17 protein-coding genes are annotated in these 18,374 nt (G+C 60.2%); 12 read left to right on the top strand and 5 right to left on the bottom strand.

The annotated features are described in order from the left end of the window. Positions 1–141: 141 nt before the first annotated feature. On the top strand, positions 142–882 hold the full coding sequence (locus GOB87_RS14380; RefSeq protein WP_166318271.1) for a TlyA family RNA methyltransferase: 741 nt from the start codon (positions 142–144) through the stop codon (positions 880–882). A gap of 2 nt (positions 883–884) precedes the next feature. Here the strand turns inward: GOB87_RS14380 and GOB87_RS14385 are convergent, their stop codons facing one another. Further along, complete coding sequence (locus GOB87_RS14385; protein WP_166318274.1) at positions 885–1,385, bottom strand: peptide deformylase; 501 nt, start codon at positions 1,383–1,385, stop codon at positions 885–887. 166 nt (positions 1,386–1,551) lie between these two features. On the opposite strand from GOB87_RS14385, the gene rlmN reads away from it, so the two are divergent. From rlmN to GOB87_RS14405, 4 genes are all read left to right on the top strand, one after another. Then, the gene (rlmN, locus tag GOB87_RS14390) at positions 1,552–2,745 is read left to right on the top strand and encodes a 23S rRNA (adenine(2503)-C(2))-methyltransferase RlmN (protein ID WP_166318277.1); all 1,194 of its coding nucleotides are present in this window, start codon (positions 1,552–1,554) and stop codon (positions 2,743–2,745) included. A 113-nt stretch (positions 2,746–2,858) separates the two neighbouring features. Continuing rightward, positions 2,859–3,725, top strand: coding sequence for a CAF17-like 4Fe-4S cluster assembly/insertion protein YgfZ (gene ygfZ, locus GOB87_RS14395; RefSeq protein WP_166318280.1), 867 nt, complete (start codon positions 2,859–2,861; stop codon positions 3,723–3,725). Then, entirely contained in the window at positions 3,722–4,150 is a 429-nt protein-coding gene (hisI, locus tag GOB87_RS14400; RefSeq protein ID WP_166318283.1) for a phosphoribosyl-AMP cyclohydrolase, read from the top strand. The genes ygfZ and hisI overlap by 4 nt, the downstream gene beginning before the upstream one ends. A gap of 63 nt (positions 4,151–4,213) precedes the next feature. Then, positions 4,214–4,612, top strand: a complete 399-nt coding sequence (locus GOB87_RS14405; RefSeq protein ID WP_166318286.1) for an acyl-CoA thioesterase — start codon at positions 4,214–4,216, stop codon at positions 4,610–4,612. Positions 4,613–4,684: 72 nt separating this feature from the next. Here GOB87_RS14405 and rplT read toward each other — a convergent pair whose 3' ends face one another. Next, positions 4,685–5,044: a 50S ribosomal protein L20 gene (rplT, locus tag GOB87_RS14410; protein WP_166318289.1), complete on the bottom strand. Its 360-nt coding sequence runs from the start codon at positions 5,042–5,044 to the stop codon at positions 4,685–4,687. A gap of 14 nt (positions 5,045–5,058) precedes the next feature. Continuing rightward, positions 5,059–5,262: a 50S ribosomal protein L35 gene (gene rpmI / locus GOB87_RS14415; RefSeq protein WP_166318292.1), complete on the bottom strand. Its 204-nt coding sequence runs from the start codon at positions 5,260–5,262 to the stop codon at positions 5,059–5,061. 289 nt (positions 5,263–5,551) lie between these two features. On the opposite strand from rpmI, the gene GOB87_RS14420 reads away from it, so the two are divergent. The 6 genes from GOB87_RS14420 (at position 5,552) to GOB87_RS14445 (ending at position 15,021) form a co-directional block, all read left to right on the top strand. Next, complete coding sequence (locus tag GOB87_RS14420) at positions 5,552–7,027, top strand: mannitol dehydrogenase family protein (RefSeq protein ID WP_166318295.1); 1,476 nt, start codon at positions 5,552–5,554, stop codon at positions 7,025–7,027. 331 nt (positions 7,028–7,358) lie between these two features. Then, the gene (locus tag GOB87_RS14425) at positions 7,359–8,690 is read left to right on the top strand and encodes a c-type cytochrome (RefSeq protein ID WP_166318298.1); all 1,332 of its coding nucleotides are present in this window, start codon (positions 7,359–7,361) and stop codon (positions 8,688–8,690) included. 34 nt (positions 8,691–8,724) lie between these two features. Next, positions 8,725–9,213 carry a (2Fe-2S)-binding protein gene (locus tag GOB87_RS14430; RefSeq protein WP_166318301.1) on the top strand — a complete coding sequence of 163 codons (489 nt, stop codon included), beginning with the start codon at positions 8,725–8,727 and terminating at the stop codon, positions 9,211–9,213. Continuing rightward, on the top strand, positions 9,206–11,533 hold the full coding sequence (locus tag GOB87_RS14435) for a xanthine dehydrogenase family protein molybdopterin-binding subunit (RefSeq protein ID WP_166318304.1): 2,328 nt from the start codon (positions 9,206–9,208) through the stop codon (positions 11,531–11,533). Before GOB87_RS14430 ends, GOB87_RS14435 begins: the two co-directional genes overlap by 8 nt. A 195-nt stretch (positions 11,534–11,728) precedes the next feature. After that, positions 11,729–13,627 carry a molecular chaperone HtpG gene (gene htpG, locus GOB87_RS14440; protein ID WP_166318307.1) on the top strand — a complete coding sequence of 633 codons (1,899 nt, stop codon included), beginning with the start codon at positions 11,729–11,731 and terminating at the stop codon, positions 13,625–13,627. 131 nt (positions 13,628–13,758) lie between these two features. Continuing rightward, positions 13,759–15,021 carry a tetratricopeptide repeat protein gene (locus GOB87_RS14445; RefSeq protein ID WP_166318310.1) on the top strand — a complete coding sequence of 421 codons (1,263 nt, stop codon included), beginning with the start codon at positions 13,759–13,761 and terminating at the stop codon, positions 15,019–15,021. An 18-nt stretch (positions 15,022–15,039) separates the two neighbouring features. Here the strand turns inward: GOB87_RS14445 and GOB87_RS14450 are convergent, their stop codons facing one another. Both GOB87_RS14450 and GOB87_RS14455 read right to left on the bottom strand, forming a co-directional pair. Beyond that, positions 15,040–16,857 carry an ABC-F family ATP-binding cassette domain-containing protein gene (locus GOB87_RS14450; RefSeq protein WP_166318313.1) on the bottom strand — a complete coding sequence of 606 codons (1,818 nt, stop codon included), beginning with the start codon at positions 16,855–16,857 and terminating at the stop codon, positions 15,040–15,042. 60 nt (positions 16,858–16,917) lie between these two features. After that, a complete protein-coding gene (locus GOB87_RS14455; protein WP_166318316.1) occupies positions 16,918–17,655 on the bottom strand; it encodes a PhyR family response regulator anti-anti-sigma factor in 738 nt (245 codons plus the stop codon). Positions 17,656–17,708: 53 nt separating this feature from the next. Between GOB87_RS14455 and GOB87_RS14460 the strand changes: the two genes are divergently transcribed. Continuing rightward, positions 17,709–18,248, top strand: coding sequence for a sigma-70 family RNA polymerase sigma factor (locus GOB87_RS14460; RefSeq protein ID WP_242006471.1), 540 nt, complete (start codon positions 17,709–17,711; stop codon positions 18,246–18,248). Positions 18,249–18,374: the final 126 nt, after the last annotated feature.

Consider the following 18,374-nt stretch of genomic DNA (forward strand, 5'->3'; position numbering starts at 1 on the left):
ATGACGCTGCCCGATCGTTTCATCGACCACAACACACAGACCGCCCAATACGACGAGGCCGGGCTCAACGCGCCCAGCATCGTAAACACCGCTCTCAACGCTATCGGTATGAGCGGCGTTGCCGAGCAGATCGCCTGAGTCATGGCGAAACGCCGAGCCGATCAGCTTCTCGTTGACCGGGGGCTGGTCGAAAGCCGGACACGGGCGCAGGCTCTTATCATGGCGGGGCTGGTCTACAGGGGAGATCGGCAGGTGGCCAAGGCTGGCGACATGCTGCCTGAGGATGCGCCACTTGCCCTGAAGGGGCAGGACCACCCTTGGGTGTCGCGCGGTGGGCTGAAGCTTGCCCATGCCTTGCCATTCTTTGGTTTCTCACCTGAAGGCCGTATCTGCGTGGATGTCGGTGCCTCCACGGGCGGTTTTACCGACGTGCTGCTGACCAATGGCGCAAGCAAGGTCTATGCCGTGGATGTGGGGCATGGACAGCTTGCGTGGAAATTGCGTTCCGATCCCCATGTCGTGGTGATGGAAAAGCAGAACGCGCGAGCATTGGATGCGAGCCTGATTGCCGATCCCATCGGGGCTGTCGTGTGTGACGCAAGCTTCATCGGTTTGCGCACGGTTCTGCCCGCCGCTCTTGCCCTGACCGCGCCGGATGCCTGGGCTGTGGCGCTCATCAAGCCGCAATTCGAAGCCGGACGCGAGCATGTGGGGGCAAAGGGCGTGGTGCGCGATCCGGCCGTGCACGAACAGGTCTGCACGATGATTGCGGACTGGTGGCGTGCTCTTCCGGGTTGGGACGTGTTGGGAGTGGAAGCCAGTCCGATCACCGGACCTGAAGGCAACCGGGAGTTCCTGATCGGCGCGCGTCGTATCGGATAAGGTTATTTACTGGCTCGAATGAGTTTTTCGAAACGCACCGTTACGCGATTGCGGCGCAATGGCGAGAGGCGCTGGGTCCAGAAGATTCCATTCAACTGATCGATTTCGTGTTGATGGCAGATTGCCCGTAGACCGTCTGCCTCTTCTGTATGCTCCGTGCCGTCCAGATCCTGATAATGCACATGCACCCGTGCCGGCCGTTCGATGGGCGCGATCACTCCCGGCATGGAGACGCTGCCTTCTTCATGAATGAGCGTGTCGTCGGATGCCCAGATGATGGTCGGGTTGATGTAGGTGTGCGGAACTGTCCCGGGAAGCTCCAGCACGACAATACGCTGAAGAGCGCCGATATGCGGTCCCGTGATGCCGACCCCCGGTGCGGCCCGCATCGTGTCGAGCAGATCGTCGGCAAGACGACGAAGCGCGTCATCGAACAGGGTGACGGGTGCTGCTATCTCCCGCAGGCGTTGATCGGGGAACGTGACAAGGGGGCGCACCGGCATTCTGGGCTCCGGAATAGATAAAAAGCGAGGACGTTGTGGCAGCCTGTCGGCTTCTTCGGCAATGGGCTGCTGTGCAGAACCACCGATTTTTCTCCTCATTCCGCGCGCCCCGTGGTAGGAGCGCGCCTTCACAGCCTCACGTCCAGATGAACAGGAATCCCGATCCATGAGCGATACCGCATTCGCGCTTGACGCGGCTGACCGTGAGCGGATTCTTGCGAAATCGGCGCTGTTCTCGCCGCCGCCTGTGCAACTTGCCGATGGCAGGCGTGACCTCGTGGGACTGTCGCGCGAGGAACTGACGGAGGAACTGGTCGCCATCGGTGAAAAGCCGTTTCGCACCAAACAGCTCTGGCACTGGATCTATCATCAGGGGGTGACCGATTTCACCCGCATGAGCAGCATCGCCAAACCTCTCCAGCAGAAATTGGCGGAACGCTTCATCGTGGGGCGGCCGGAACCGACCGTCGTGCAAACCTCGCTCGATGAGACGCGCAAGTTTCTTTTCCGTTTCCGTGACGGACAGGAAGCGGAGACTGTCTATATACCTGACCGTCGCGAGGATCGGGGCGCTGTGTGCATCTCCTCTCAGGTGGGGTGCACATTGTCGTGCACGTTCTGCCACACCGGCACTCAGAAGCTGGTGCGCAATCTCGGAGCCGCCGAGATTGTGGGGCAGTTCATGGGAGCGCGGGATTCCTATGGCGAGTGGCCCAGCCCCAAGGGAGAGACGCCGCGGTTGCTGTCCACCATCGTGTTGATGGGGATGGGCGAGCCTCTCTATAATTATGAGAACGTGGCGAAGGCCATGCGGATCATCATGGATGGGGAAGGGATCGGCCTTTCACGTCGGCGGATCACGCTTTCGACGTCCGGTGTCGTGCCACTGATGGACCGCTGCGGGGATGAGCTTGGCATCAATCTCGCGGTCTCTTTGCACGCCGTGCGCGACGATTTGCGCGATGAGATCGTGCCTTTGAACCGCAAATATCCGATTGCCGAAGTGCTGGCGGCCTGTCGGCGCTATCCCGCTGCGAGCAATGCAAGGCGCATCACGTTTGAATACATCATGCTCCGTGGCATCAATGACAGTGAGGCGGATGCGCGGGAGTTGGTGCGTCTTATTCGCGGCATTCCGGCCAAGGTGAACCTGATTCCGTTCAATCCGTGGCCCGGCAGCGAATATAAGCCTTCCACGCGCGAACAACTGGCGAAGTTTGCGCAGATTGTCATGGATGCGGGTTTTGCCTCTCCCATCCGTATGCCGCGTGGACGCGACATTCTGGCGGCCTGCGGTCAGCTCAAGACAGCAAGTGAACGCGCCCGTCCCATCCGGGAGGATATTGGCGCGTCTTCCTGAAAACGTGAGGACTGGACGGGAATAATTCTTCAGCCTGCCTCTTGTTCCTACGGAAATACCGTCCAATCTTTTTGCCTGCGCACTAGAGGCGTAGCCCTGCGGAGTATTGCCTGATGTCCTATCTTGCTCATCTGCCTGACCGGGCTGTCATTGCCATTAGGGGTGAGGATCGGGTCAAATTCCTTCAGGGATTGGTCTCCAACGATGTGACTGAGGTTGAGCCGGGCAAGGCCGTATGGGCGGCGTTGCTTACGGCTCAGGGTCGCTGGAAAGCGGATTTCTTTATCTTTGCCGATCCGGACGAACCCTGCCTGCTTCTCGATTGTGCGGCGTCGCAGGTTGAGATGATCGTGACGACCCTGTCGCGCTTCCGTCTGCGCGCGGATGTGACCATCCAGCCCACACGTCTGGTGGTTCATGCGGCCTGGGGGGCGCTGCCGGACACCATGACGACGGAAAATGCCATTCTCGCGCCTGATCCACGGCTGCCCGGAGCAGGTTGGCGGCTTTTGCTGCTGGAGCCGGCCAAGACCGCCAAGGCGGATGTGGCGGAGTATGATCTGCACCGTCTCGTGCTGGGACTGCCCGACGGTGTGCGCGATTGCGAGCCCGAGAAAACGCTGCTGCTGGAAGCCAATTTCGATCTGCTCAACGGGATTTCGTGGACCAAGGGCTGTTACATGGGGCAGGAACTGACCGCACGCACGCGCTATCGCGGACTGGTCAAGCGTCGCCTCGTGCCCGTTGCGTCCGAAGCGCCACTGCCACCCGTTGGCACGCCGATCCGGTCGGGAGACAAGGAAGTGGGGCAGGTGCGTTCCAGCCACGATCATTGCGGACTGGCTTTTCTGCGTCCGGAAGTCTTCGCTGAACATTTGGAGGCGGCGGGACATCGGATCGTGCCGCGCGTGCCGGTGTGGCTGGCCTCTGCTCTGAGTGAGAACGAGCAGAAGAAACACGGAGAGGAGGCAGGCGCGTGAGCCGAGGAGTGGAGACATGCGAGCGACCGGGCAAGGAAGCGGTCGAACGCGAACTTGAGCGGGTTGCGTTCGATAAAGACGGTCTGGTCTGTGGCATCGCCCAGCAGCATGACACGGGTGAGGTGCTCATGGTGGCATGGCTCAATCGTGATGCTCTGCGCGAAACGCTCCTGACCGGGCAGGTGTGTTACTGGTCACGCAGCCGCCAGTCTTTGTGGCGCAAGGGCGAGACATCGGGGCAGGTGCAGCGTCTGGTGGAGGCGCGACTGGATTGCGACGGCGACGCGGTTCTGCTGCTGGTCGATCAGACGGGCGTCGCCTGCCACACGGGACGACGGAGCTGTTTTTATCGCCGTTTCGGTGCTGAAGGGCTGGAGACGATCTCCGATCCCGTGGTGACGCCCGAGATGCTCTACGGACGGTGATGCGGCTGTTGGCGTGGGTTTGTGCCATTGTCAGTGGCGAACGCAACGGGACAGGTGAGTGACATGCTGACGAACAAGGTAACGAAGCCGTCGGGCGAACTGACGATCCGTGTCATAGCCATGCCGAGCAACACGAATGCGGCGGGCGATGTCTTCGGCGGCTGGGTCATGTCACAGATGGATCTGGCCGCCGGGTCCGCCGCCAATGGTCGGGCGGGCACCAAGACCGTGACCGTGGCTATCGATGGCGTGTCTTTCCTCGCACCCATGGCGGTGGGGGATGAACTCTCGGTTTATACCGACATACTGAAGGTGGGGCGCACCTCCATGACCATTCAGGTGCAGGCGTGGCGGCGGCTGCGTCATGCGAAGGAGCGTGATCTGGTCACGCAGGGCAAGTTTGTGTTCGTGGCACTCGATGAGAACAATCGTCCCAAGGCGATCCCACCTGAGGAAGAATGAGCGGGGCCATCATTAGGGTATAAAAAAAGCCGCCCATGAAGGCGGCTTTTTCATATCACGACAGAAAGTCGATCAGGCAGCGAGGGCGGCCTGAGCTTTCTTCACGATCTCGCCGAAGGTGGCAGCGTCATCGAAAGCGATGGCAGCAAGCATCTTGCGGTCGATGTCAATGCCGGCCTTGTCCAGACCGTTGATGAAACGGCTGTAGGTCAGGCCATGCTCACGGACGGCAGCGTTGATACGCTGGATCCACAGAGCGCGGAACTCACGCTTCTTGTTGCGACGATCGCGATAGGCATACTGGAGCGACTTTTCGAGACGCTCGAGCGCAATGCGATAGTTCGTGGAAGAGCGGCCCCGGAAGCCCTTGGAGAGCTTGAGAACCTTCTTGTGACGGGCGTGTGTCGTTACGCCCCGCTTTACACGTGCCATTTAATCGGTGCTCCTCAAGCCAGCCCGTAGGGGGCCCACTGCTTCACGGTCTTCGCGTCCATCTCGGTCATGACCTGAGGACCACGATTCGTGCGCTTCATCTTCTGCGAACGGTTGATAAGGCCGTGGCGCTTGTTGCCCGGGCCGCAGAGCACCTTGCCGGTTGCGGTGATCTTGAACCGCTTTTTGACCGACGACTTCGTCTTCATCTTGGGCATTTCGGTCTCCTTGACTTCTGGCCGCTATTCCTCGCGGAACGCGGCAAGGCACGGCCGGGCATGCCCTACAGGCCCGGGCGCGTGATTGAGCGGCGGTGATAGCGGAGCCGACCCCGGCTTTCAAGTCCGAAAGGCAGGTGGTGTGGATGAAAACCGACCCGCGGAAAACGAAGCCCTGTCCGATGTGTTATGACACCACAGCCCTGCACGTATCTTTTCGCCATGATGCTGGTCCTCACGGATGGGCCATGGCGCGTGTTCGTATTCATTTTCCAAGGAGCCTGACTTCATGATTCCCCTTTCGAACGCCACGCTGGATCATCTTCCGCAGGACGTTCTCAAGCCTTCCTATTCCCGTGCCGATGTTCGTCCGGGTATCGCGCATATCGGTGTGGGCAATTTCCACCGGGCTCATCAGGCACATTATGTGGAGCAGGTCCTTGCCCTGCCGGGGCAGGCGGAATGGGGAATCGTGGGTCTTGGGATCCGTCATGGCCGCCGGGAAGAAGAGCGTCGGGAAGCTTTTCGCAAGCAGGACAGCCTGTTCACCCTGACCGAGTTTGCGTCGGACGGCACAAAAGCCATCCATGCGATTGGCTCGATTGTCGAGTATGTGAGCTGTCTGGATGAGTATGAAGGCGTCATTCACCGTCTGACGGACCCGGCGATCCGCATCGTCAGCCTGACCATTACGGAAGGCGGTTATTATGTGGACGGGCAGGGACGGTTTCAACTCGACCATCCCGATATCGCCGAGGATCTGACGCGTGACGTTCCCCAGACGGCGTTCGGCATCGTCACGGAGGCACTAAAGCGGCGACGTGCGGCCGGTGTGGGGCCGTTTACGGTTCTTTCGTGCGACAATCTTCAGGAAAACGGCAAAGTCGCGCGGACGGCGTTCTGCGGTTTTGCCGACGCGCGTGACGCGGAGCTTGGCGCATGGATGCGTGAGAAGGTCACGTTTCCCTGTGCCATGGTGGATCGCATTGCCCCTTCGATCGGTGCGGCGGACATTGAGCGACTGGACCGTGAAAGCGGCGTTGCGGATATGATGCCGGTCTATTCGGAAGATTTCACCCAGTGGGTGATCGAGAACTCATTCTGTGCCGGACGTCCCGCATTGGAAAAGGTGGGCGTGCAGTTCACCAGTGACGTGGCACCTTATGAACAGGTGAAACTGCGGATGCTGAACGCGGCCCACTCCACGCTGGCCTATGCGGGCCTTCTGATGGGATATCGCCGGGTGGATAAGGCCATTGCGGATGAAGGACTGGCCACGCTGGTCGAGACGTTCCTCAATGAAGATGTGGCGCCACTTCTCACGCCTCCGGCGGATGTGAATGTCACGGACTATGCGCGGCTGGTGCTGAACCGGTTCCGTAACCCGGAAGTGGGGGATCAACTGGAGCGAATCGCGTCCGGCGGATTGGCCAAATTGCCGGTGTTCCTTGGCCCGACCGTGAAACAGTTGCTTGAGAAGGGGCGGGATGCGCGGCGTGAGGCTTTCACCCTTGCTTGCTGGGCCGAATGTTATCGGGATGTGAATGGCACGACCGGCGATATCCGTGTGAGTGACCCGCAGGTCACGGAACAGGATAAGGCAGCGCTGCAAGGAGAAGACCCGCAGGCCATTCTCGGGTTACCTGTGTTCGCAGGATGGGGCGTGGCCGAGAATGCGACGTTCGCCGAGCATTTCGCGTCTTTCCGCAAGGGATTGAAGAAAAGTGGGGCGAAAGAGGTTCTTGCTGGCGTGCTGAAAGGGTGAGTACAGCTTTCCGCCTGCCCCCGCGCATCAGGGGGTGGGTGGAACTATCGGCCCATTAAAAACCAATGTCTATATTTGGTGGTATATAGACATTGGAAAGAAAAACGCCAGCTTTTGCTGGAGAATCCCAGGATCGGGCGATAAAATATCGCCATGACATAAATCATATTCCGCTTTTGCAGTTCCAAAGTGCCTGTCATGCATTTACTGCACGGTTGGACATAACTTATGACATAGAGTGCCACTGAAGGCTTCTTATTAACGGAGATGTGGCACGGCTTCGTTCGTTAAGTGGTCGTGGACGGCCGGCCGGGCCGGTGATGGGGGAAGAGTGATCAAGCGCATACTCGGGGTTGGCGTCGGGGCAGGAATCCTCGGCGGATTGGGGTTCTTGTGGTACGCTTGGTATCCGGCGCTTCCAAAGATCGATCCACCGAAAGCCAGTCAGTTCTCTGCGGAAAAGATTGAGCGCGGGCGCATCGTCGCGGCGGAAAGTTACTGCGTGGAGTGTCACACCCGGCAGGATGGTCATGCCGGTCCGACATTGGCTGGTGACTACAAGATGGTCTCGCCTTTCGGGGCGATCTATTCTTCCAACATCACCCCCGATCCGGAGACCGGCATTGGCAACTGGTCGGAAGACGCCTTCCGCCGCGCCCTGCAACTGGGCGTGTCGCGTGACGGTTCCCATCTGCTGCCAGCGTTCGTCTATGACCACTTTACCAAGATGTCGGACGCGGACATCTCGGATCTTTACGCTTGGATCATGACGCGGCCCGCCGTGCATATGACCCATCGCCAGAACGATTTCCCGCTCAGTGTCACGCCGCGTATCGGTCTGGCCGGCTGGAAGCTGCTCTATTTCACGCCGGGCCGTTACAAGCCCGATCCCAAGCATGACGCGGAGTGGAACCGTGGCGCGTATCTGGCGGAAGGCGCGGCCCATTGCGGCGCCTGCCACACTCCGCGCGGCCTCTTGGGGGCGGAGAAACTGCCGGGTTATGCTTATGACGGTGGGGCTGTCGATGGATGGACCGCGCCGCCTCTCAACGAGAAAAACCCGACGCCGGTCGTCTGGACGGAAAACGAACTCTACCAGTATCTCCGCAATGGCGTAGCGCCGCTGCATGGACCGGCTGGCGGTCCGATGTCACCGGTGGCGCATGACTTCCTTGCCACTGTGCCGGAATCGGATGTGCACGCCATCGCGCATTATTTCGCGTCAGTGGATCATGCCGATGAACGCGTGGCCGGAGACGCAGCAGCCATCAAGCAGGCCATGGAAGACAGCAAGCGTGACCTGATCGGCTTCAACACCGATCCGGATGCGCGCCTCTATCAGGGCGCGTGCGCGGCCTGTCATTACAACGCGGCCCCGGCGCCTGTGCTTGGACGCCCGGAACTCGCGCTCAACAGCGCGCTGTGGCTGGATGAGCCGACGGATCTCTATCTGATCATGATGCGTGGCCTGTCCAACAAGGAAGGGCAGACCGGCGTTGCGATGCCGAGCTTCTACAATGCGCTGAGCGATCACGACATGGCGCGGATCGCGGCCTATCTGCGGCGTACGCGCACGAACATGCCCCCGTGGACCGATCTGGACCGCAAGGCCGCCGAGGCCCGCAAGCTGGTGGAAGAACCGCCAGTGAATTCTTCCCATTGAGTCTGGCCGTGAGTCGGGATCCCGGAGCTTCATCATGATCAAGTTCAAACTCAACGGCCGTGACGTATCGCTCGACGTGCCGGAGGATACACCCCTTCTGTGGGCCATTCGCGACGACCTTGGCCTGACGGGCACCAAGTTCGGTTGCGGTGTCGGCCAGTGCGGCGCCTGCACGGTTCATGTCGGTGGACGTGCGACGCGCTCCTGCATCACGCCGGTTTCGGCCGTGGAGGGGGCGGATGTCGTCACCATCGAAGGGCTGGACCCGAATGGTGAGCACGTCCTTCAGGTGGCGTGGCGCGACATTCAGGTGCCGCAGTGCGGTTACTGCCAGTCGGGGCAGATCATGCAGGCGGCAAGTCTGCTTAAGGATTATCCGGACCCCACGGATGAGGACATTGACGGCGTGATGGGCGGCAGCCTGTGCCGCTGCATGACCTATATCCGCATCCGCAAGGCCATCAAGCAGGCTGCGGCTGCCATGAAGTCGGCCGAGAACGGAGGAGAGCACTCTCATGGGTAAGCTCGAACGTATTGCCGCCCAGCAGGACCGGGCCGCGGGCCGTGGCCTTTCCCGGCGCGGTTTTCTCTCGGCTGCCGTGGGAAGCGCCTTCCTCTTCGGTTTTGCCCGCGAAGGCCGGGCGGCGCAGGTCTATCCGTTGGGATCGCCGTTGCCGCCGCCGGCATTCGAGCCGAACATCTGGTGTTCGGTGGCACCTGACGGGACGATCAACGTCAACATCATCCGTGCCGAGATGGGCCAGCATATCGGCACGGCGCTGGCGCAGATCATCGCCGATGAAATGGAAGCCGACTGGGACAAGGTGAAGATCACCTATGTGGACACGGACCCGAAATGGGGACTGATGATCACCGGTGCTTCGTGGTCGGTCTGGCTGACATGGGATCTGTTCCGGCAGACGGGTGCGGCGGCTCGCACCGTGCTGGTCGAGGAAGGCGCACGCCTGCTGGGTGTGCCGGCTGCCCATTGCCATGCCCGCAAAGGCATCGTGACCGATGGCACCCGCTCCATCAGCTTTGGGGACATCGTGGCGAAGGCGCGTCCCGCCCGTAGCTTCACGCCCGAGCAGTTGAAGGCGCTTCCGCTCAAGCCCGCATCCGAGCGACGGGTGATCGGCAAACAGGTGAAGTCGCTCGATATTCCTCCCAAGACGACGGGTGCGGCCATTTATGGCATCGACGCGAAAATCGATGGCATGGTTTATGGCCGTCCCAAAATGCCGCCCACGCGCTATGGCTCGAAGGTCATTTCCGTGGACGATACGGAAGCGAAGAAAGTTCGCGGTTACATCCGTTACATCGTGCTGGACGATCCGTCCGATACGGTGCCGGGCTGGGTCGTGGTGCTGGCTTCGAGCTATCCGGCGGCCATCAAGGCAACCGATCTGCTGAAAGTGGAATGGACGCCGGGCAAGACCGCGCATGTCACGGAGAAAGACATTCTCGATCGCGGGCGTGAGCAGATCGCGCACCGCGATGGCGGGACGATGATCTTCGATGACAAGGGTGTGGACGATGTCTTCAAAGGCGCGCATCGCGTGGTCGAGAAGGAATACACCTGCGCGTCCGTGATGCATTATCAGTTGGAACCAATGAATGCGGTTGCCCAGCTCAAGGACGGCATCTGGGAAATCCATTGCGGCAACCAGTGGCAGACATTGTTCCTGCCGGTCATCGCCAAGGCGCTCGGGGAACCCGAGTCCAAGGTGAAGATGATGAGCTATCTGCTCGGAGGCGGCTTCGGGCGTCGTCTGAACGGAGATTATGCGGTGCCAGCCGCTCTGGCGTCGAAGGCCATTGGCGGCAAGCCGGTAAAGCTGATCCTGACGCGCTCCGATGACATGATGTTCGATTCTATCCGCTCCCCCTCGGTGCAGGTGGTGCGGGCGGCGCTCAATGAGCAGAACGCCATCGTCGGATTTCAGCATCATGCCTCGGCCGGTTGGCCGACGGAGGTGATGGCTGCGGCCTTCATGGAAAAGGGCGTGGACGGCAAGCCGTACGATCAGTTCGCGATTGCCGGTGCGGACAGTTGGTATGATTTCGGACCGATGCGTGTCCGGGCGCTCAGCAATGATCTGGCCAAGGAAACCTTCCGTCCCGGCTGGCTGCGCTCGGTGAGTGCGGGATGGACCCCGTGGGCGCAGGAATGTTTCATCGACGAGGTGGCGCACGAGATCGGAAAGGATCCTGTGGCTTTCCGTCTGGAAATGCTCAACGGTAACGGCCCCGAGGGTCGCAACAAGGGGAAGGCTCCGGACTCTGCAGGCGGTGCATTGCGTCAGGCGGCCGTTCTCAAGCGCGTGGCGGAAAAGGCGGGCTGGGGCAAGCCGCTGCCCAAGGATACGGCGCTGGGTGTGGCGACCACCTTCGGTCAGGAGCGTGCCATGCCGACATGGACGGCGGGCATTGTCCGCGTGCATGTCGATCGCAAGACCGGTGTCGTGACCTGCGAGAAGATCTGGCTCGTGCTCGATGCCGGAACCATTGTCGATCCGGACGGTGCTTTGGCGCAGACAGAGGGCGGTGCGCTCTGGGGGCTGAGCATGGCGCTGTGTGAAAGCAGCGAGATCGTGGACGGCACCTGCAAGGACCGCAATCTCGACACCTATACGCCTCTACGGATGCCGGACGTGCCGGAGATGGATATCGAGTTCGTGGAAAGCACCGAGAAGCCGATGGGGCTGGGTGAGCCGGGTGTGACGACGATTGGCGCTGCCATCGGCAACGCGGTGTTCGATGCGGTGGGTATCCGTTTGCGCCACATGCCCATTCGTCCTGCGGATGTGCTGGCGGCGCTCAAGGAAAAGGGAGACGCCTGATTCTTCGCTGACGAAGGATCGTGCGGAGCCTGCGCTACGGCCCCGGATGTCTCAGGATGTCCGGGGCCGTATTGTTTTCGGGGTGAGGTTCGGTGCGCTTGAAAACGGCGCAAAAGCCCACACATATCCAGACAGCATGGCGGTCTTTGTAGGCCGACAGACAGGATCGAACTTTTTTCAGGGATGACATTGAAGATGACAGGACAGGAAACCCCCGGCACGTCCGCTGCGGCTGAAAAGCACGAGTTCAGCGCGGAAGTTGGCCGGCTTCTCGACCTTGTCGTGCATTCGCTCTATTCCGAGCGCGAAATTTTTCTGCGTGAACTGGTGGCCAACGCTGCTGACGCCACGGATCGCCGCCGTTTCGAGGCACTGACAGATGGCGCGAAAGCGTTACCCGACGATGCCAAAATCCGCATCAATCCAGACGAGGATGCCCGTCTGCTGACCATCTCCGATGATGGCACCGGCATGACCAAGGAAGAGCTTGTCAACAATCTTGGCACCATTGCGCGATCCGGTACGCGTGCTTTTGGGCAGGAACTGGAGAACGCCAAGCCAGAGGACAAGCCGAACCTGATCGGCCAGTTCGGCGTGGGATTCTATGCCGCGTTCATGGTGGCGGACCGGGTGGAAGTCGTCTCGCGCCGCGCGGGTTCGGATGAGGCGTGGAGTTGGACGTCGAATGGCAAGGGCGCTTACGAACTGGCGCCCGCCAAGCGGGACAAGCCCGGCACCGATATCACGCTCCACATCAAGGAAGACGCGGACGAATTCCTCGACACGTGGCGGCTTCAGGCCATCATTCGCAAATGGGCGGATCACATCGCGTGGCCCGTGAGCATCGTGAAGGATGGTGAGGAGACAGAAGCCAATGAGGGCACGGCGCTGTGGCGCAAGCCCAAAAGCGAGGTGACGGAGGAACAGCTTAACGAGTTCTACCGCCACATCTCGCACAATTTCGACACGCCGTGGGCCACGCTGCATTGGCATGCGGAGGGCATGATCGAATTCAGTGCTCTGCTGTTCATTCCCAGCGAGCGCCCGTTCGAGTTTGGAGAAACGTCGCGCGAGAGCAAGATCCGCCTGCATGTGAAGCGGATGTTCATCACCGACGATGCGATGCTGCTGCCGGCTTGGCTGCGTTTTGTGGAAGGCGTGGTGGACACGGAGGATCTGCCGCTGAACGTCTCGCGTGAGATGCTGCAGGCCACTCCGGTTCTGGCGCGTATCCGTAAGGCCGTGACGGGAAGGGTTCTGAACGAGTTGAAGACCCGAGCCAGGGACGACGCCTCCTTCCTGACTTTCTGGCAGAACTTCGGTTCCGTCGTGAAGGAAGGCATCTGGGAAGACGCCGAGCATCGCACCGAACTTGCCGGCCTGGCACGGTTCCGTTCCAGCGCTTTGACGGTGGACGCGGACAAGCCGGAGAGTGGCTGGACGACGCTGGCCGATTACGTCGGGCGCATGAAGCCGGAACAGGAGGCGATCTACTATCTTGTGGGTGACAGCGCGGAATCGCTCGCTGAATCGCCTCAGCTTGAGGGTTTCCGGGCGCGCGGTCTGGAAGTGCTGTTGCTGTCCGAACCCGTGGATTCCTTCTGGCCTGATCGTTTGTCCAGCTTTGAGGGCAAGACGCTGCGCAGTGTGACGCAGGGTGCGGCCGATCTGGAGAAGTTCCCTGTCACCGGCGAAGCGGCGACAGGGGAGTCCGCCGATATGGATATTCTTCTTCCTGCGTTGAAAGAGGCGCTGGGTTCGGATGTGTCGGACGTGCGCAGCACGGACCGGCTCGTGTCCAGTGCTGTGGTGTTGGCTGCTTCGGAAAACGGACCGGACCTTCAGATGCAGAAGCTGATGCGTCGCAGCGGTCAGAAGATGCCGGAGACGGCGCCGGTGCTGGAACTCAATCCGCGTAATGCCCTTGTGCGTGAACTGGCGCGCAAGGCGGCTGAAAAAAGCCCTGCGTTGGGTGATCTGGCAAAGGTTCTGCTCGATGTGGCGCGGATTCAGGACGGCGAAAGCCCCAAGGATCCGGCACTGTTTGCGCGTCGTCTGAGCGGTCTGCTTGTGACGGCAGCCAGTAACGTCTGATCATCATCAGGCACCGTTTGTTTTGGTTTTTACGGCCACGACCGCCTTTCGCGCGGACGTGGCCGTTTTTCTGTCTCACTGTAAGTGCAATCTTCATTTTGCGAGATCCATGAAGAGGAACGTGACCGCCTATGCGGAATGAGAAGGAAATGGCGTTGGGTGGCGATGGACAGTTGAAGGCCGTTCTGGACCAGATCAGGCAGGCGATAGCGGCAGATCGAGAGACCGAAGCATTGGCTGCCTGTGAGAAAGCGCTGGCACTTTGGCCTGACATTCGCCAGTTGCGCGGATTGCTTCTCGATCTCGCGCAGAGGTTTGAGAATACGGACAGATTGCAGGTGTGCGATCTGCTGCGGCAGACGGATTTTCTCGATGATGCGCAGGATGCCGATATCGCCTCCGTCTTTTTCGGCGCTGGCCTGTATGAAGATGCTCTGCCACGTTTGCGCAGAGTGACGCGGCCCTTACAGGGGGAGCACTTTTCGGCATGGAATTACATCCGGAGTCTCGAAGAAACCGGTCGTTTCGATGAGATTGTCGCCAGCGGAGATTTTCTTGACGCACTGGCGGCGAAAGCCGGTGGGCGCATTTCACTGTACAGTCAGCTTGCCAATGCCCGTCTCGCGCGTGTTACCGATCGCGCGGCTCTGGTGCGACAGGCAACCGAACTGGAATCCTCTGCCCGCTGGTTGAACGGGGAAGGCGTGGTCGGGCAGATCCGGAGCGCCATAAAGGAAGCGCGACCGTTCTCACTGCTGTCATGTGCGCATGAACGGGCGCGTCTTGTCTGTGCCACCAGCCTGCATGCGAATCTTCTCCTTCGTCCTCGTGAGATCATGGAGATGACCGACCCGCCATGGCAGGCTCATTTCGGTGTGCCATTTGCGACGTTTCCGGCCCTTGAACTCGCGCGGCTTGGAACGGCGTACCGGAAGACAGCGCGTTTGGCCGATATCGTGTGCCTGCCCGGAGCTGAGGCACTGGCGCGAGATAATCCGGCCTTTGGTTTCTTTGCCGAGCAGGAGCGCGAGCTGGGCAATTACCGAAACCGTTTTTCAGCGGTCAGTGGAGTGATGCAGGAAGTCGCAGCCGCTGATCCCGGGTTGAAGACCCTGCTTGGTCATCTGCCCTTTGTCGGAATGGTGACGGATCAGCCCGGTCTGACAGCCAGAATGGCGGTAGTGTGCGATGTGGGTGCCGTGACCGAGATTCTGCTGGCTGATCTTTCTCCCGTGGACGCCATGCGTCAGATTGAGGAGATATGGGTGCCGTATCCGGGCAGTGTGTTTCTGGTGGCTGCGGGCCTTCTCACGCCGCTTGCCATCGGTCGTATTCATGAATTGGGCGGCATTGCTCTGGATGTCGAGAACTGCGTTGGGACGTGGGCAGAATAGGGGAGGGCGCCAGCGCGTTTACCCCTGCAAGCTCTCGCGTTTCATTTCCAGTTCAAGCCACTGTTCTTCCGTATCGGTAAGGGCGCGTTCGGCTGTGTCGAGCGCTTCGCTGTGACGGGCGAAGGCTGTCGGGTCGCGAGAGTAAAGATCGGGATCCGCCAGAGCTTTCCGCAACGTGACAATCTTCGCTTCCAACTCGGCCATCTGGGCCGGTAGGCGGTCAAGCGCATGTTGATCCTTGTAGGACAACTTGCGGGTCCCGGATTTTCCGGAAGGGGAGAGCGCAGCCTCCGCTTTTTCATGTGCAGGGAACGTCACTGTTTCGGATGAGCGTTCATCCAGCGGTTTACCTTCGCGCTGGACCAGCATGTCACTGTAGCCGCCGGCATATTCGGTCCAAGAACCAGCGCCTGTCGCGGCCAGTACGGACGTGCAGATGCGATCGAGAAAATCTCGGTCATGGCTGACCAGAAGCACGGTACCATCATAGGACGCGAGCATGTCCTGAAGGAGATCGAGCGTTTCCAGATCGAGATCGTTAGTGGGTTCGTCCAGCACCAGAATGTTTGAAGGACGAGCCAGCGCACAGGCCAGCATCAGACGTCCGCGCTCTCCACCTGAAAGCTGTCCAACAGGTGTGCGGGCCTGTTCCGGACGAAACAGGAAGTCCTTCATATAGCCGATGACGTGGCGTTTCTCCGTGCCCACCTGCACCATGTCGCCACCACCACCCGTGAGCGTGTCGGCCAGCGTGCTTGTGGGATCAAGGGCACGACGCTGCTGATCGAGTGTGACCATCGCCACTGACGGTCCAACCGTGACCGTGCCGCTGTCGGGAGCGTCTACGCCCGTCAGCAGTCGCAGGAGAGTCGTCTTGCCCGCGCCGTTGGCTCCGACGATCCCCATGCGGTCGCCGCGCAACACCCGCAGATCCAGGTCTTTTACGATGGGACGCTCGCCCCAACTTTTGCAGGCCTCTTCCGCAACCGTCACCAGCTTGCCCGAGGGACCGGTGGTCTGCGCTTCAAGCGTCACATTGCCTTGTGGACGCACGGCGTCCCGTCGATTGGCCCGAAGAGAGGCAAGTTCCGCTACACGACGGACGTTGCGCTTGCGACGTGCCGTGACGCCATAGCGCATCCAGTCCTCTTCGCGGGCGATCTGGCGGTCGAGTTTGTGAGCGTCACGTTCCTCCTGTTCCAGCACCTCCTCACGCCAGCTTTCGAAGCGTTCGAATCCCTGATCCAGACGTTTCGTGACGCCGCGATCCAACCAGACCACGCTGCGGGACAATGTCTCCAGAAGACGCCGGTCATGGCTGATGATGACAAGCGCGGTTCGCAAGGAAAGCAGTTCGCGTTCCAGCCACTCAATGGTGGGCATGTCGAGATGGTTGGTCGGCTCGTCCAGCAGGAGCACGTCGGGTTCGGCCGCGAGAACGCGCGCGAGAGCGCAACGGCGGGATTCTCCTCCCGACATCGTGGCGGGGTCATGGGACGGGTTCATTCCCAGCGCATCGAGCATGACGTTGGCCCGCCATTCCTGAGACGGATCGGTCAGCCCGGCCGTGACATAATCCAGAGCCGTGGCGTGACCGGAAAGGTCCGGTTCCTGAGGCAGGTAGCGCAGGGTGCAGCCGGGCTGGAGAAAGCGTGTTCCGGAATCGGGGAGGATTTCGCCCGCTGCGATACGCAGGAACGTGGATTTGCCCGAGCCGTTGCGGCCGACCAGACAGACACGTTCACCTGTACCCACGGCAAGTTCCGCGCCGTTGAGCAGCGGCTTGCCGCCGAGTGTGAGGGTGATGTTCTGAAGATGGAGAAGGGGAGGTGCCATGACCGGAAAGTGCGGTGAATGGCGGGGCTATGCAAGAGGCCGGAGGCGTGAAGACTCGGTTCAGGGAACCGGCACGCCCCCCGTAATGGCCTGATAGGTCGCGATGGCAAGCGTGAGCGGTTCGAAAGGTTTGGTGATGACGAAGGATGGCTCAAGCGTATTGCCGGTCAACAGGCATTCTGGATAGGCGGTTACGAAGATGACTGGCACGGACATGGTTTTCATGATTTCCGCGACCGCTTCCATGCCGTTTCCGCCCTCGCCGAGATTGATGTCGGCGAGAATCAGGCCGGGACGCGTTTCCTTCGCCAGAGCAATTGCCTCTGCCTGAGTGTGGGCGATGCCTGCTACGTCATGTCCACATCGAAGCACGAGATCTTCGATGTCCATCGCAATGATCGGCTCATCTTCAATGATGAGGATGGACGTGCGCGATACGGAACGAATGATTTCACGGGCTTTTGTGAGCTGTTCCGTGGCATCCTGTGGGGCAAGATCGAGGATGGTAGCAGCCTGTGTAGTGGAAAGTCCTTCCAGACTGGTGAGCAGGAGAAGCTCGCGCTGCGGCATGGACAGCACATGATTCTGCGCCTCATCGCTCATGCCTGTCGCTCTTTGTGAAATGGCACGATACAGGTTCAGACGCGCCGATAGTGAACTGGTTGAACGGGTGGAAAGATCGCGGAGGCTTTCCGCCACGAGCAGGTCGCCGCGTGGCTGGTTTCCGGTCAAAGCCCGTGCATAGCGGCGTGCATAGGGAAGCGCGCGGATCAGTTCGCTTCGTTGCGAATCGGGCATCGTGAACATTCCTTCGCGGCGGGCATCGAAACGGCAGGCGGAGTCAGGTTTGCATGGGTGGACACGATCCGAAAAGGGCCGACACGTCCGAAGATATGGTTTCGGCTACCTTTCGTCACGGAATCGTTGCACTTTTGCCAGAGTTGAGGGCGTTCGGGCGGTTTTTAAGCCGTGACCGGACGCGGGCGGACGATCTGGTGCAGGAAACGATCGTAAGAGCGTTTTCGGCGCGGCATCAGTTTGAGCCCGGAAGCAATCTCAAGACCTGGACCTTCACGATCCTGCGTAACCTTTTTTACGAGCAGACCCGCAGGGGTAAGCGCGAACGGGAGGTTCTTGAGGAATACAGCGCCGACCAACCTCACGAAGAAAGGCCGCAGGCCGCGCGTTCGCGAATCTCGGATCTGGAACGATTGCTGTGGCAGTTGCCCCCGCTTCAGCGAGAGGCACTGATGCTCGTGGGGGCGCAGGAGCTTTCATACGAAGAGGCGGCCATCATATGTGGAGTGGCTGTGGGAACTCTAAAGGCGCGTGTTTCGAGAGCTCGGTCGGCTTTGGCAGAGCTTAGGGGCAGTGGAGAGGAGGGGGTTTGAGGGCGCGAGAATCTAGCTGGGAGGCGTCTCTGTGACATTTAGTGTTTGAAATCAGTGAGTTGGATATTTTTTATGATTTTTGATTTTTTAGGTGTTGACGTTTTTTCGTTCTGGGTCGTATAAGCC

Origin of the sequence: Acetobacter estunensis, from assembly GCF_011516945.1 — a bacterium.
Taxonomy (GTDB): domain Bacteria; phylum Pseudomonadota; class Alphaproteobacteria; order Acetobacterales; family Acetobacteraceae; genus Acetobacter; species Acetobacter estunensis.